At 30.1% G+C, this 13,957-nt stretch carries 18 protein-coding genes; 2 read left to right on the top strand and 16 right to left on the bottom strand.

Annotated elements, in window-relative coordinates; genetic code table 11:
• Positions 1–55 precede the first annotated feature (55 nt).
• The 16 genes from M890_RS0109395 to M890_RS0109320 form a co-directional block, all read right to left on the bottom strand.
• On the bottom strand, positions 56–550 hold the full coding sequence (locus tag M890_RS0109395) for a CAP domain-containing protein (RefSeq protein WP_036597381.1): 495 nt from the start codon (positions 548–550) through the stop codon (positions 56–58).
• Positions 551–775: 225 nt separating this feature from the next.
• Positions 776–1,489 carry a LytR/AlgR family response regulator transcription factor gene (locus tag M890_RS0109390; protein WP_028283293.1) on the bottom strand — a complete coding sequence of 238 codons (714 nt, stop codon included), beginning with the start codon at positions 1,487–1,489 and terminating at the stop codon, positions 776–778.
• Between the two features lie 14 nt (positions 1,490–1,503).
• Positions 1,504–1,821, bottom strand: coding sequence for an Hpt domain-containing protein (locus M890_RS0109385; RefSeq protein ID WP_028283292.1), 318 nt, complete (start codon positions 1,819–1,821; stop codon positions 1,504–1,506).
• Positions 1,808–2,872 (bottom strand): sensor histidine kinase, encoded by a 1,065-nt coding sequence (locus M890_RS0109380; RefSeq protein ID WP_028283291.1) that lies wholly within the window; start codon positions 2,870–2,872, stop codon positions 1,808–1,810. Before M890_RS0109380 ends, M890_RS0109385 begins: the two co-directional genes overlap by 14 nt.
• On the bottom strand, positions 2,872–4,005 hold the full coding sequence (locus M890_RS0109375; protein WP_028283290.1) for an FIST signal transduction protein: 1,134 nt from the start codon (positions 4,003–4,005) through the stop codon (positions 2,872–2,874). The genes M890_RS0109380 and M890_RS0109375 overlap by 1 nt, the downstream gene beginning before the upstream one ends.
• Before the next feature lie 2 nt (positions 4,006–4,007).
• Entirely contained in the window at positions 4,008–5,966 is a 1,959-nt protein-coding gene (locus M890_RS0109370; protein WP_028283289.1) for a PAS domain S-box protein, read from the bottom strand.
• Entirely contained in the window at positions 5,966–6,505 is a 540-nt protein-coding gene (locus M890_RS0109365; protein ID WP_028283288.1) for a heme NO-binding domain-containing protein, read from the bottom strand. Before M890_RS0109365 ends, M890_RS0109370 begins: the two co-directional genes overlap by 1 nt.
• Before the next feature lie 2 nt (positions 6,506–6,507).
• Complete coding sequence (locus M890_RS0109360; protein ID WP_028283287.1) at positions 6,508–6,921, bottom strand: response regulator; 414 nt, start codon at positions 6,919–6,921, stop codon at positions 6,508–6,510.
• A 121-nt stretch (positions 6,922–7,042) separates the two neighbouring features.
• Positions 7,043–7,312, bottom strand: coding sequence for a hypothetical protein (locus tag M890_RS0109355; protein ID WP_028283286.1), 270 nt, complete (start codon positions 7,310–7,312; stop codon positions 7,043–7,045).
• 119 nt (positions 7,313–7,431) lie between these two features.
• On the bottom strand, positions 7,432–7,797 hold the full coding sequence (locus M890_RS0109350; protein WP_028283285.1) for an MmcQ/YjbR family DNA-binding protein: 366 nt from the start codon (positions 7,795–7,797) through the stop codon (positions 7,432–7,434).
• 18 nt (positions 7,798–7,815) lie between these two features.
• Complete coding sequence (locus tag M890_RS16740) at positions 7,816–7,953, bottom strand: hypothetical protein (RefSeq protein WP_157243274.1); 138 nt, start codon at positions 7,951–7,953, stop codon at positions 7,816–7,818.
• 116 nt (positions 7,954–8,069) lie between these two features.
• Positions 8,070–8,678, bottom strand: a complete 609-nt coding sequence (locus M890_RS0109340) for a DUF4230 domain-containing protein (protein ID WP_028283284.1) — start codon at positions 8,676–8,678, stop codon at positions 8,070–8,072.
• Positions 8,679–9,428 (bottom strand): cyclase family protein, encoded by a 750-nt coding sequence (locus M890_RS0109335; RefSeq protein WP_028283283.1) that lies wholly within the window; start codon positions 9,426–9,428, stop codon positions 8,679–8,681.
• Positions 9,429–9,430: 2 nt separating this feature from the next.
• Positions 9,431–10,558 carry a radical SAM family heme chaperone HemW gene (gene hemW, locus M890_RS0109330; RefSeq protein ID WP_028283282.1) on the bottom strand — a complete coding sequence of 376 codons (1,128 nt, stop codon included), beginning with the start codon at positions 10,556–10,558 and terminating at the stop codon, positions 9,431–9,433.
• Positions 10,559–10,592: 34 nt separating this feature from the next.
• On the bottom strand, positions 10,593–11,147 hold the full coding sequence (gene ruvC / locus M890_RS0109325) for a crossover junction endodeoxyribonuclease RuvC (RefSeq protein ID WP_028283281.1): 555 nt from the start codon (positions 11,145–11,147) through the stop codon (positions 10,593–10,595).
• Complete coding sequence (locus tag M890_RS0109320) at positions 11,148–11,777, bottom strand: outer membrane beta-barrel protein (protein ID WP_028283280.1); 630 nt, start codon at positions 11,775–11,777, stop codon at positions 11,148–11,150. It abuts the gene before it with no gap.
• 49 nt (positions 11,778–11,826) lie between these two features.
• Here M890_RS0109320 and M890_RS0109315 point away from each other — a divergent pair, with 49 nt between their 5' ends.
• Both M890_RS0109315 and M890_RS0109310 read left to right on the top strand, forming a co-directional pair.
• The gene (locus M890_RS0109315; protein ID WP_028283279.1) at positions 11,827–12,795 is read left to right on the top strand and encodes a lysylphosphatidylglycerol synthase domain-containing protein; all 969 of its coding nucleotides are present in this window, start codon (positions 11,827–11,829) and stop codon (positions 12,793–12,795) included.
• On the top strand, positions 12,795–13,928 hold the full coding sequence (locus M890_RS0109310; protein ID WP_028283278.1) for a glycosyltransferase family 2 protein: 1,134 nt from the start codon (positions 12,795–12,797) through the stop codon (positions 13,926–13,928). The genes M890_RS0109315 and M890_RS0109310 overlap by 1 nt, the downstream gene beginning before the upstream one ends.
• Positions 13,929–13,957: the final 29 nt, after the last annotated feature.

The following is a 13,957-nucleotide window of genomic DNA, read 5'->3' as shown; positions in this document are numbered from 1 at the left end:
GACACGTTGTAAGTGTAGACCAATGGTAATTAACTGTAGATAAACAAGTTTAAAATTACAACTTAACAAAAATATTAGTGAAATAGTTTTTACCTTCTGCATCTTGTGTTGTAGATATACCAATATTTGTTGCCTCAGGATTTTCTATGTTTTCTCTATGTCCTTCACTATTTAACCAAGCACTTACTAAGGCTTGCGCATTACTAAAACCAAATGCAACATTCTCTGAAACCGTCTTTGCATTAACGGTTTGTTTTAAGTTTTGAGAACGCAAATAAAAATAATCATGACTTGGTGCGCCTTGGCTAACCATATAATTATTGTGATTTATAGCTTCTTTAGACGCTTCATTTAAAATATCTAAACTTGATAATCCTTGAGAAATTCTGTAATTATTAATCAACTCTATAATCTCATAATCTAATTGTGAGTAGGATACATCCACGATTGTAGCATTATAGCTTTCAGGTAAATTTACCTCTTCGTCTACTGAACAAGACATTAATAAAATATTGAATAATACGATTAGGATTATAGTTAGTTTTTTCATCTTTATTTAGTTATTTGATGACAAAACTAATTTTAAAGCGTGGTAGGTTTAGGGTTTTTCGATTAGTACAATTTTATGTGTAGATGAATGGTAAAAAATAAAAGATTAGCCAATAATTTTACCTTTTATCGAGGATTGACGTAAAAACACACAACAGCATTACCACCTAACTACCTGACAAGGTATAGGATTGATAAATTAAACAATAAGGATGATGTTTTACAATTACAGTAAATTAAGACGTTTCATTAATTCTGGTCTATTAGATCGACTTACAGGAATTACATCTTTTTTAATTAGCACACTATTATCCTCAATATCAATAATTTTTTTAATGTTAATGATGTATGACCTGTGTACTTTTAAAAATAAATTGTCAGGTAATTTATCTTCAATTTTTTTTAGTGTAGAATGTACTGTATAGTTCTTATCCTCTGTTTTAACTTGAATATAATCACCTTTAGCCTCAACAAGATAAATACTTGGTATGTCAATTTTAATTAAGCGTCTATCAATATTTACATACAAATCATTGCCAGAAGATGTTTCCACCTTTTCAGATTTTGAAACCTCTTTAGGAGTTGTAATTTTTTTAGCTTCTGCCTTATCAATTGCTTTTTTAAAGCGATCTAACGTTATAGGTTTAACTAAATAATCAACAATACAGTCATATTCAAAAGCTTGAATAGCAAAATTTGGGTCTGATGTTGTTAGTATTATTTTAGGTGGATTTTTAAGGGTATCGATAAAATCAAAACCAGTAAAATCTGGCATATGTATATCAAGAAAAATTAAATCTATTTCGTTTTGATTTAAATATTTTATGGCTTGCATTGCATTTGGAAACTCTTCCAAAACATTTAGACTTGGTACATTTGAGCACAATTGAGAGATAATCATCCTAGCTGTAGCTTCATCATCAATGATAATACAATTCATATTTTTATTTATATTTAAATGTCTTCTAAATAATCGGTTATGTTTTTTAATATCCTTTCAAATTGATCTTTAAGATCTGTAGTACCATTTAACAAATTGTTTTCGTAAGCTACTGCGACTTCATAACCTTTTTCTAGGCCTAAAATACTAATTTTATGTTTAAGTTTATGCACATTATCTGCTGCTAATTTAAAATTATTAGCTTTAAAATTATTAAAATAGACTTGTTTTTCTTCTGGATATTCTTTTTTAATAATATCGATTAGCTTTTGTTTAAAGGCGTCATCACCTCCAGATAAGCTGTTAATGTAGGATTGGTTAGGTTGTTCCATTTGGGGATTTTTTTAAAGTGAAATAAAATGTTGTACCAACATTGACTTGAGATTCTAGCCAGATTGTACCACCATATAATTCGACAATTTTTTTAACTATAGACAATCCAATTCCTGTTGAATCTGGATTGTTTTCTAATTTTATAAAGGTTTTGAATATTTTATCAAAGTAGGATTTATCTATACCTTTACCGTTATCTTTTATATAAAACTGCCAATAGTCGGTTTTATCTTCTGCTCCAATGTTAATAGTACCTAGGTCTTTATCATTGTATTTAATGGCATTACTAATAAGGTTTTGAAACAATTGTTGCAACCTATATTTATCACCTTTTAGAACAGGCAAATTGGTTTTTGTAATATTAATATTAGTTGGTACATGAATAATTTTTAGAATATTATCTATTAGCAAATTAGCATCCACATCGTAGGTTTCTATTTGATTTTTACCTATCGTAGAGTACTCTAAAATACCACTAATAAGCGTATCCATTTTTTCAACGTTATCTCGTATTAAATCTAAGGTGTTTTTTCCATTACTATCAAAAACCTCTGCATAGTCTTCAGATAACCATGACGTTAAAGCGTCAATACTACGAAGTGGCGATTTTAAATCATGAGATACCATGTGTGCATAATCACTAAGTTCTTGATTTTGATAAGCCAACTCATTTAATAATGCTTGTTTTTGTTTATTCATTTGGATAATCTCCTTGGTTTGATTATCGATAAAGTCTACTAATTTTAAACCTGTAAGCTCTATATTTTCGGCTTTTTTGTCTTCTTCTAAATTATAAAATTTAAGTGTGTTTATAACGCTTTTAAGCTTTTCTATTAGTTTTGATTGCTCATGTGCTTCGTTTTGTAGCTTACGATTTGCAGCATACAACTCGTCAGAACTAATAGACATTGCTCTTTGAATCATATGTGATTGCTCGTCAAAATTATTGTAAGAGCTACTTATAGCATTAAAAAACTCTGAAAGTGCCTCGTTGTTTTTTAAATCTTCACTTAAATATTTGCGTATTTGCCTTTTTAATAATGAATTCATTACTCGCTAATTAGCGTTATAGTCATGGTTTGATTATGTAATTGGCATGCGACTTCGCCATGAAATGGTGCTATTTCTCCGTAGGAATAAAATCCGCTAACTACTGTGTCTGTACCAATGACTTCTATAACTTCTTCAATTTCTTCTTCTACACGTTGGTCCAAAACAATTTTTCTGCCTATACAACTTACTAATATAGCTAATTCAGGTTTATTTTGTCTATGCTCTAACGCTTGTTTTGCTGCACGCTCTGACGCATTTGCTATGTGATCTACATTTGTCATCATGAGCTGTACTTTAGAGTTTTCTTTAATATCTCCTGCTAAAATTACAGCATTTTCTGCTTCATTTATATTTAAAATTGAACGTACGATGGATTGATCTTCGTCTTCAGACGTTACGTTTAAAGGGTATAATAATGCTGCTCCTGGAAGGTCTCTAGCTTTGTCTCCTAAATAAGTTTTGTATAAATCTAAGGCTGGTTGACCATCCAATTCATACAAAACATTACCACTAGATTTGGTAACAATACGTTCTGGGCCAAATGGTGTCCATCCACCATGAATTGAAAACGAAATTTCTAATGTGTCCCCATAAAACCCTATAGCCACTAGCTCTCCTTCTTTTGGATTTTCGTTATAAGATGCTAATGTTTTTTCAAAACGAGCATCATCACCACATAATCCTCCTGTTATTAACAGGTTATTATTTGTAGCAGCACTCATGCCTTTTGTTAATTGGCTTCCGTTAATAAAACTACCTTCTGAGACTACAAATGTGTATTTTAAACCTTCTTCAGGAAACTGTTGTATCAATTCGTTTCCTGTTTTATAACTATCTAAATCTTTGTTTAGGACGTTACTAGTTTTAATTAAAAACTTACTTTTTTCAAATTGAATGGCTGTAACTGTAATACTGTTTTGATTAACTGTATTAGATGAAATTTCTGCACAAGAAGACGCAAAAACAATATGTCCATCAGGAAAAATCTGTCTAAGCTCTTGGTATACTGTTTTTTCTTCCAACATAAATCTATTTCCAAAAACCAATACTAAAGGCTCAATTAGTTTCTGTTTTTCAACTACATATTCCCAATTTTTATTTTTATGTTTTACTAATTGTGCTATTTTCATTACTATTTTTTTAAAGTGAAATAAAAAGTGGTTCCTACTGTTGGTTGGCTGTCTAACCAGATTTCTCCTTCGTGTAAATTAACTATTTTTTTAACAATAGATAATCCAATTCCTGTAGAGTCCTTACTTTTATTAAGTGCATGGAATATTTTAAATATTTTATCATGAAACTTTTTATCAATTCCTATACCATTATCTTTAATTGAAAACTTATAGTGGCTTTTTAAATCCTCTACATCTATGATAATATGTCCTTCTGTTTTATCTATAAACTTTACTGCATTACTAATTAAGTTTTGAAATAACTGTTGCAACTTGGTTTTATCACCATTAATATTTGGTAATGTATTAAGGCTTTTAATGTGTATATGGTCAGGAATGTATAGCATACTAATTAGCTCGCTAACCATTGTATTTAAATTGACTTCAGATTTTGCTGTATTATCTGCACCAACGCTAGAGTAATTTAAAACATCTGTAATTAGTTGCTCCATTTTTTCTAGAGTAGATTCTATCAACGCAAAATTTTGGAGACTTACATCATCTAACTTTCCTTGGTTGTCTTCTTTTAACCAACTAACTAGTGCATATATGCTTCGTAAAGGCGATTTTAAATCGTGTGAAACTATATGAGCATATTCTTGAAGCTCGTCATTACTTTTTTCTAACTTAGCTAGTAGTTTTTCTTTTTGTAATTCAAGATTTTTTATTTCAGTAATATCCAAATGGATACCAATAGACCCTACAACCTCTCCTTCTAGATTATAATTTGGTGCACCACTAATTAACCAATATCTTATTTCTCCAGATTTGTTTTTAGCTTTAATCTCATAGGAATTGGACAATCCTTTTTGACGCTTCTTATTTTCTTCTTTTATTATTTCAGAACCAGTTTCAGCCGAAAATATTTCTCCTGCATTTTTACCTTTTAATTCCTTTTCTGTATAACCTGATAATTGTTCAAAACTTTGATTTACCATCAAGATTTCGTCTTGATTGTTAACCTCAACCAGTCCTAAATTCATGTTAGCAATTATGCTGTAATATTTTTGCTTTTGTGCTTCTAAGCTTTTTCTATAGGTACGATTTAAGGTCACATCCTTAAATGTCCACAAATAACCTTTAGATTTTTGACCCAAAACAATTGGTGTATAATTGCGTTCTAAAATTTTACCATCAACCATTTCTAATTCATCACCAAGCACCTCTTTTTTAGCCTCATCAATTGCTCTCATTTGTTTTAAAAACCCATCTGGATCTTTAAATAATATTTTATTTTGCTCTGAGGCTGCTTTACAGTCTAAACCTATTAAATCTTTAGGCGAAGCTTTTAATCCAAATAGTTCGCAAAATTTATTGTTAGTCAATACAATTTTTCTGTTTTCGTCCTCCAAAATAACACCACTATCCAAATTAACAACTAGTGATGCTAATCTGTTTTCAGATTCTATTAATTTTTCTTCAGAAATTTTTTGATTGGTGATATCTCTAACAATACCTTGAGCAGCAACTGGTTTTTTATCTTTATCATAAATAACACTAGCGTTTATATGCACCCATTTTACCTCTTTAGATTTGGTGTATACTCTAGCTTCATAACCTTTAAAAAAACCTTTAGTGTATAACTCATAAAAAGAAGTCATAGCGTATTGATAGTCTTCTTTATATATGAGATTGGTTACATTTACTTTATCTATAGAGACATCATAACCAAATAATTTTGTTGCAGCTTCGTTAAATTTTATAACATTACCTTGAAGGTCCATGACCACATAAGCATCTGCTATATTCTCAAAAACACCTTGAAGTTGTGAGGATTTTTCGTCTAGAAGTTGTTCTAATCTTTGAGAGGTAAAGTAAAGTTCTCTTGATTTTTCTTCAAGAATTTTTTCTGCAGCTTTTCTAGCTGCTTTTTCTCTAGTTAAAGCACGCTTTAATATTTCTGACTGATCTTGACTCATTAATTTTTATTAATAACAAATCTAACTTCTGTTCCGTCTTCTTTTATTTTTTGTAAATCTATAGTTGCTGTTGCGTTAAAATGTGCAAATGTTTTATTCATTAACCCTAAACCAAAATGATGCATCGCTCTGCTTGAAGTATATATCAATACTAAAGAGTTTTCAGTTTTTTCTACAACTTCAAACGTTGGTAATTCTGCGTCAGGATAAATTTTTCTGACCTCTACATGAATATGGTTTTCAATAGACGAAATCATCTCGATTGGATCATTATAAGTTGCTAATAATCCTGGATAACTATTTTCTATTACACTAAAAAAGTGCTCTGCATAAACTAATAATAAGTTATCTATTGAAATACCTGTGTTTTCGCTTAAATGTGTTAAAAGCTGAAGCATTTCTGAAAAACTATACGTCCCAACAGCTGTATAAATACCACCAGACTCTAGCGTAGAGCTTGTTATGATATTGTCTACCATTTCTAGACCAAACTTATCTTCAACTAACTCTAAAAACTCTGTAAAAACTATACCCTTCATTGTTATACTACTATTAATTCATTTATGCTCCAATAGGCTAATAATCTTTCAATTTTGATTACGTAATCCTCATATTTTAAAGGCTTAATCACATATCCTGCTACACCAATTTTATAACATTCTAACAAATCTTTTTGATTATTAGATGTTGTCAAAATTATTGTAGGAATATATTTTAATACATCATCATTCTTTAAAATTTTCAAAAACTCTATACCATTAATTTTAGGCATGTTTAAATCTAATAAAATTATATCAGGTAAGTTGTCTTTTTTCTCTAATATTTGCAATGCAACTTCTCCATTATTGGCTTCAATAATAGTATGATCTAATTTTAGAGTAGAAATTGTTCTGTTCAATTTCATTATTTCAATCATGTCATCTTCAATAAGAAGAATTTTAAGTTTTTTAATCATCTTGAGGGTATTTGTATTAATCGACCGAAATTTACCCCTTAATCAAGGTTTAAATTTTATATTTCGGTTAGACATGGATAACTGTCGACGGATAGCCTTTAAGTGTCGACGAATGGAAATACTATTTTTGTTTTTTATAAAAACGAATAGATTGTATTGTATTTAACTTGGCAGACTGCTTAATTTTAGATAGCTCTTGAAGAAAACTAAGAGAATAACTATCTACTGCTTTATTATCTAGATGCATTTCAAAATTTGAAATAAATTCTAATTGCTTTAAATTTAAATACAAACTCTTGCTATACTGATCGTCATACATATTGTTTAATGTATTGTCATTAACATTAGTTATGACTTTTATTTTGCTTTTAAAAAAATTTAGAACACTCATACTGTGAGAATATATGTTTAATGGTGTCAAAGGTAGCATGGTCTTTAGTGCTTATTTTTTTATTTCTTTAAAAGAGAATTATATGTAGATAAGTTGCAGTTGAGTGTCGGTAAATGATTTTAAGACTCCAATTCCAACCTCATTTTTTTAGTCATTCCTTTGATTACCATATCATAGGAGTGATCTATTAATTGCTGTATAAATTGTGGTTTTAAGTCGGCTTTATGTATCTGGATTGTATTCCAATGTTTTTTATTGGAGTGCCAACCAGGTACAATACTTTCATGCTCTGCACGAAGTTGTAAAGCATATTCTGGATCACACTTTAAGTTTATAGACGCTAGTCCACGCTCCCATTTATCTAATGGGATTAAAGCAAACATTTTACCTAACACTTTAAACACTAAGGTACTTTCATCAAACGGAAAAGATTCGGTAACCTTAGGCTTACTTAAGCAATAGGTCCTTAATAGCTCTGTATCCATAATAAAGACAACTTAAATTTATTTTTGATGTTTTGTATTAGACTTGCTAGATTGTCTTCTTAGTTTTTTTAAATAAAGAGTGTCTTCCTTGGTTGCAATTGGCGGAATGTCTAAACTTAATAAAGTGTCATTAATGTATTGTAAAAATTTGTTCATAACTAATAGCTTTGGTTATGTGAATCAAGGTATTAAAACACAAATAGGTTAAAACAAATGTAAGAACAAAAATTATTAAATCTGATAAAACGCGTTTTTAATCGATAAAAAACACTTTAATTTAACATCTTATCATTCTTAGAAGTTATTTTTAATGCAGAATAGTCTAATGACCAACCAATTGTTTCGACTATATTTTCAACAAGAAGTAAGGATTCTAAAGCTTCTTTTTTGGCTACATTATACAATCCGCTTTCTGGAACTTTATCTCTAATATGTTGCTTAGCTTCCTCGCTTAAGTTGGTTAAATCGGTAGCTTCAAATTTATTAAAGTAACCATCTTTTTTATCGTAATAATTAATATTAGTCTCTATGGACAATATTTCTGGTTGCGGAAAATGACTAATTGTTATCGTCTTTTTTTTATGATTAGCAGTTAATTCAATTTTATTAAAATCGTAGCCAACATAAGCTTTGGCATTAATTACTACTAAGGCTTTTTTCTTACTAGACACTAATTTTAAAAAGCGCTCTTTAACATCTTCATAATGATAGATTTCAGCAAAATCACCTTCTACAGTAATAAACTTACAAACCTTTTTAATTTTGTCTAATAAGATTACAGATTGCGCTGACACCTTTTTTTTGGACTGCAAATGATTGTATAAAGTGTAAATACCTAAACCTATAATACCACCTATAATTAATGTAAAAAACGTTTCCATTTAGTTTTCGATTTTATATAAAATAGGTTTACTTGGTGTCGCATCATTCTCGATTGGTGCAATTTGAAGATTTAATACGTACTTACCATCTTCAATTTTATTAGAGACATAAATAAACTCTGTTATTGTGGCGTCTTTTCTAATCGTACCATTAAAATCCCAAAAGGCTTTATGTGCTAACAATTTACCATCATCTTTTTCTTTATCAACACTAGGCAAATCAATTAATAAGTGTTTGACACCTATTTTTCGGATAAATATAGCAGCTTCTTCTGTTAGATAAGGCCAATTAGTGTTAGAGTATTGCCTAGATTTTTTCTCTTTAGTATTAGGCATAGTCCTAATAATTAAAGCTTGAGGTTTACGCTGTTTTAATAAATATTGTAATTGTGCTTTTGATATTACCTGATCCTCTCCTATTAATTCTGGAGCTACTGTAATGACTTCGGCTAAATAAAAAAACTGTTTTAAACACTTGTTTACACTATAAAACTGCTCTGTAATATGACCAACACACTCTGTATGTGTACCATGTGCATGTGGATTAAATTTAATGTTATTAAAATTTATTGATGCACCTTCTTTAACACTTGCAATCCAATCATTAACCACTACAGGTTCTATTTTTGGCTCGTCAACATACCAAGCGTTAGCATTTGATTTTGAGGCACGAAGTGGCATAGAAATATCTAAAGGTTGTGCTAAGTTTACTGTGTATTTTCTGGTGTTTATGGTTATAGTAGAAATCAAAATTAGATAATTTTAAATAAGTCCGAAGCAATTCCGTCGCTTAGAAACTTACCGGTTTTTGTTGTTTTTAAGTTGTTATCCTCAATATACAACATTTGTTTATTTATATACTGATTAGCTTGTTGCAACAAGTATTCCAAAAAGGATTTACCAAACTGTTTTTCGATTTTATCTAACGAAACGCCCCAAATAGTTCGCAATCCAGTCATGACGTACTCATTATACTTATCATTTACAGTCAAAGTTTCTACCTCCAATGGTAATTGATTAAGATTAATTTTGGAAATATAAATTGCGTTGTTTTTTACATTCCATGCACGTTGTTCACCATTAAAACTATGAGCAGAAGGTCCAATTCCTAAATAAGGCTTACCTAACCAATAGGCACTATTATTTTTACTGTAAAATCCTTTTTTACCAAAATTAGACAACTCGTAATGATCAAAACCTGCTTGATTTAATTGCTCTATTAAAATATGAAACTGCTCATGCGCTAAGTCGTCATCCACATTATCTATAACTCCTTTTGCTATAAAACTAGCTAATGCTGTTTTAGGCTCTACGGTTAAAGCATAACTAGAAATGTGTGGCACGCCAAAGCTTAATGCAGTTTGTATGTTATCCAACCATTCTGTATTTGTACTATTTGGAATCCCATAAATTAAGTCTAAGCTTATATTATCAAAATATTGGGTTGCTAGTTGCAAACAACGTTTAGCTTCTTTAGCATTATGTGCACGATTCATTAGTTTTAAATCTTTTTCATAAAAAGATTGTATACCAATACTAAGCCTGTTAATAGGACTTTTTGATAATGCAATTATTGTGTCTTCATTTAAATCGTCAGGATTGGCTTCTAGAGTAATCTCTGGACTATCGGTAACTTTATAATTTAAATATACTGTATCAATAAGTAATTGCAGTTCTTTTGTAGACAACACACTTGGTGTACCTCCTCCAAAATAGATGGTTTCAACAGTTGTGTTTTTAAACTCATCTTTGCGCAACTCTAATTCTTTGGCTAAAGCCGAAATTAACTGATCTTTCTTTTTCATGGACGTTGAAAAATGAAAGTCACAGTAATGACAGGCTTGTTTGCAAAACGGTATGTGTATATATATTCCTGACATTTTATTAAGCTATTAATTGTAAACCTAAGTGTTACTACTTTTTTACACGCTTTTCATTTTGTTTAACAAACGCACTCCAACCTGTATAGCTTTTACCAATCTCTACACGTCCTTGATTGTAAAAATGACACACTGCTGCGCCTAGCCCATCCATTGAATCTAGATTTTTAGGTAAGGTTTTAATCCCTAACATACTTTGCAACATTTTTGCTACCTGCTCCTTACTAGCATTCCCATTACCTGTAATTGCCATTTTAATCTTTTTAGGCGCATACTCTGTAATAGGAATTTCGCGACTTAAACCGGCTGCCATAGCTACACCTTGTGCACGACCTAACTTAAGCATACTTTGCACGTTTTTACCAAAAAATGGTGCTTCGATAGCAATCTCATCTGGATGATGTGTCTCTATCAGCTCAATGGTACGTTCAAAAATGAGTTTCAACTTTAAATAATGGTCGTCGTATTTTTTTAAATCTAATTCGTTTAACTGAATCAAACTCATTTTTTTATTTACAACCTTAATTAAACCAAAACCCATAATGGTTGTTCCTGGATCAATCCCTAAAATAATTTGTTCTTTGCTCATTTAATTACAAGTATAACAACCGCTTAATGAGACTGCCACACCTACAGTTACCGTTAACATATTACCATTAAAAGATCCAAATCCTTCTGTAATTGGGTCAAAAGCATCTGCAAATCCTACAATGTAAGAGGCATCAATAAATGCTGATACAGTCCTACTAATCCCATAATGGAACTCCAATCCTCCCATTGCATTTAAAAAGGATGTTTTATTATCACCATAATCGCCTAAAGGTTTAATCATGGAGTAACCAGGTCCAACATGAAACAACATCCCTGTCCCAAATGGTAAAAAATTAAAATCGCGAGTCGCGTCGTATACAAATTGTAAATTAACACGTGTATAATTGGTTTTAAACTCTGGTGTATTGTCCGCATTTGCAAAACGATTATATCCAAAGTCCACCTTAGCTCCTAATTGTGGCGTAAACATACGTTGTACACCTAAATTTATTGTCGGAAAATTAATACTATTAGCTTCAAAAGGCGCAACCAATCCATCTTGTGATGGACTATTAAAACCTAGTGCAAATAAGGCTTTCCATTTACTAGTTTCTATTTGTGCATTTGCTGTGCTTAAGGTAAAAACAGCAATTAAGATAAAGCAATAGTGTTTGATAGTAGATAACATTGTGTAATATTTAGTTTAATTTGCAAACCTTAACATTGGCGCAACTATTATGCACAGCAGCTTGCCTTACAAAACTAAACAATTCTTTTTTGTACTTATTAAATTAAGTATAGTTGTTGGCGCTTTTTATTTTATCTACCAAAAACTTCTACATAATGACCACTTAGATTTTAGAAGTTTTATATTAATTTTAAAGCAAAACAAGTTGTTTGACATTAAAAACGTGGTGTTTTTAGTGCTTTTAAGTAGTTTAAATTGGTTTTTGGAAATCACAAAATGGCGCTTTTTAGTTTCTAAACTTAAAACAATAACGTTGTTAAAAGCTACAGAGCAAAGTTTAGGTGCTTTAACAGCCTCTTTATTAACTCCAAATCGTATTGGAGAATATGGTGCAAAAGCTATTTATTATTCAAAACCACTAAGAAAACGTGTTTTATTGCTAAATCTAATGAGTAATTTAATGCAAATGAGCATTACTGTTATTTTAGGAATTATTGGCTTTATCTTTTACTATAACACTTTTGACATCACTATTAATATTATTAAAATATCAAGAGGCTTACTTATAGCTTTAACTATTTTAGTGCTAACATTATTTGGGATAAAACAAAGTAAATATAAAATAAAGGGATTTTCCATTCCAAAAATCACTAATTATCTAACCACATTAGGTTATCCTTATATTACAATAGGCTTACTAATATCACTAATTAGATATACAATTTTTTCGTTTCAGTTTTATTACATTTTAACGCTTTTAGGAATTGAAACAAGTTATCCTGATGCTATGGTAATAATTACAACAATGTATTTACTAGCATCTATTATTCCTACTATTTCAATTTTTGATGTAGTTATAAAAGGAAGCATTGCCATTTATTTATTTGGTTTAGCTAACATTGCAGAACTTCCTGTGTTAGTTTGCACACTATTAATGTGGCTACTAAACTTTGCGCTACCAAGCCTATTAGGAAGTTATTTTGTTTTAAGATTCAACCCATCAAAAACCATCATCTAATGCTAATCACCTTTGTAATTATTACAATTCTGTATCTGTTTTTAATAGGCTATTTTGTGCTAGGATTTGATAAAGTAAAAGATTTTAGACTACAAGACATTGCTCCAAAAACAACGTTTACAGTTGTTATTCCGTTTAGAAATGAAGCCGAAAATTTACCAGAATTATTACAATCTCTTTTAAACTTAAATTATCCTCAATATTTATTTGAAGTTATTTTAGTGAATGATGACTCTGAAGATGATTCAATTGAAATCATAAAAAATCACCTAGTAATAAACGAAACTAAAAATTACAACCTCAAAATTATTAATAATCAAAGACACACAAATTCACCAAAAAAAGACGCAATACAGGCTGCAATAAACCAAGCTAAACACCAATGGATTATTACCACTGATGCAGATTGCATAGTACCTGTATATTGGCTAGATAGTTTTGATAATTTTATACAAAGTCAATCATTAAAAATGATTGCTGGTCCAGTAAGCTATAGTCAAGGCAATGGGCTTTTAAATACATTTGAAGCTTTAGATTTTTTAAGTTTAATTGGTGCTACCATTGGTGCTTTTGGAATTAACAAACCGTTTTTATGTAATGGCGCAAATTTGGCTTATCAAAAACAGTTTTTTCAACAACTAAATGGGTTTGAAGGCAATACAAACATTGCAAGTGGTGATGATATTTTTTTAATGGAAAAAGCGTTAAAAAAAGATAGCAACAGTATTAAGTATCTAAAAAGTAAGCAGGCTACTGTCATAACTAAACCACAAAATAATTTAAAAAATTTAATATCACAACGTGTCCGTTGGGCTAGTAAAACTAGTAATTACAATAACACATTTGCTAAAATTGTTGGCTTATTAGTCTTGATAACAAATGCTAGTCTAGTTATTGGAATTGTATTAGTAACTTTAGGACTATTTGCCTTAAAACCTTTTGCTTATCTGTTTTTTATAAAAGTAGCTATAGACTTTATACTAATTTATAAAGCTTGCCAATTATTTAATAAAGAAGAATTGCTTAAGCATTACCTTTGGAGCTGTTTTATTTACCCATTTTTTAGTGTTTATATTGCCTTTATATCTATGTTTACAACCTATAAATGGAAAAACCGAACATTTAAGAAATAGCTTTTTCAGCCAAAAACATTTACTTTAGC

It is taken from the genome of Olleya marilimosa CAM030, from assembly GCF_000518485.1.
Lineage (GTDB): Bacteria > Bacteroidota > Bacteroidia > Flavobacteriales > Flavobacteriaceae > Olleya > Olleya marilimosa.
The sequence above is the reverse complement of the archived record's forward strand: the minus strand, read 5'-3'. Positions and strand labels throughout refer to the sequence as shown.

What these genes read in the sequence shown, in the direction of transcription:
- M890_RS0109340 (WP_028283284.1), bottom strand. Translation starts at nt 8,678, where the DNA reads ATGGAAACGTTTTTTACATTAATTATAGGTGGTATTATAGGTTTAGGT.
- M890_RS0109380 (WP_028283291.1), bottom strand. Translation starts at nt 2,872, where the DNA reads ATGAATTCATTATTAAAAAGGCAAATACGCAAATATTTAAGTGAAGAT.
- M890_RS0109350 (WP_028283285.1), bottom strand. Translation starts at nt 7,797, where the DNA reads ATGGATACAGAGCTATTAAGGACCTATTGCTTAAGTAAGCCTAAGGTT.
- M890_RS16740 (WP_157243274.1), bottom strand. Translation starts at nt 7,953, where the DNA reads ATGAACAAATTTTTACAATACATTAATGACACTTTATTAAGTTTAGAC.
- M890_RS0109355 (WP_028283286.1), bottom strand. Translation starts at nt 7,312, where the DNA reads ATGAGTGTTCTAAATTTTTTTAAAAGCAAAATAAAAGTCATAACTAAT.
- hemW (WP_028283282.1), bottom strand. Translation starts at nt 10,558, where the DNA reads ATGTCAGGAATATATATACACATACCGTTTTGCAAACAAGCCTGTCAT.
- M890_RS0109310 (WP_028283278.1), top strand. Translation starts at nt 12,795, where the DNA reads ATGCTAATCACCTTTGTAATTATTACAATTCTGTATCTGTTTTTAATA.
- M890_RS0109365 (WP_028283288.1), bottom strand. Translation starts at nt 6,505, where the DNA reads ATGAAGGGTATAGTTTTTACAGAGTTTTTAGAGTTAGTTGAAGATAAG.
- M890_RS0109370 (WP_028283289.1), bottom strand. Translation starts at nt 5,966, where the DNA reads ATGAGTCAAGATCAGTCAGAAATATTAAAGCGTGCTTTAACTAGAGAA.
- M890_RS0109385 (WP_028283292.1), bottom strand. Translation starts at nt 1,821, where the DNA reads ATGGAACAACCTAACCAATCCTACATTAACAGCTTATCTGGAGGTGAT.
- ruvC (WP_028283281.1), bottom strand. Translation starts at nt 11,147, where the DNA reads ATGAGCAAAGAACAAATTATTTTAGGGATTGATCCAGGAACAACCATT.
- M890_RS0109395 (WP_036597381.1), bottom strand. Translation starts at nt 550, where the DNA reads ATGAAAAAACTAACTATAATCCTAATCGTATTATTCAATATTTTATTA.
- M890_RS0109315 (WP_028283279.1), top strand. Translation starts at nt 11,827, where the DNA reads ATGCACAGCAGCTTGCCTTACAAAACTAAACAATTCTTTTTTGTACTT.
- M890_RS0109320 (WP_028283280.1), bottom strand. Translation starts at nt 11,777, where the DNA reads ATGTTATCTACTATCAAACACTATTGCTTTATCTTAATTGCTGTTTTT.
- M890_RS0109375 (WP_028283290.1), bottom strand. Translation starts at nt 4,005, where the DNA reads ATGAAAATAGCACAATTAGTAAAACATAAAAATAAAAATTGGGAATAT.
- M890_RS0109360 (WP_028283287.1), bottom strand. Translation starts at nt 6,921, where the DNA reads ATGATTAAAAAACTTAAAATTCTTCTTATTGAAGATGACATGATTGAA.
- M890_RS0109390 (WP_028283293.1), bottom strand. Translation starts at nt 1,489, where the DNA reads ATGAATTGTATTATCATTGATGATGAAGCTACAGCTAGGATGATTATC.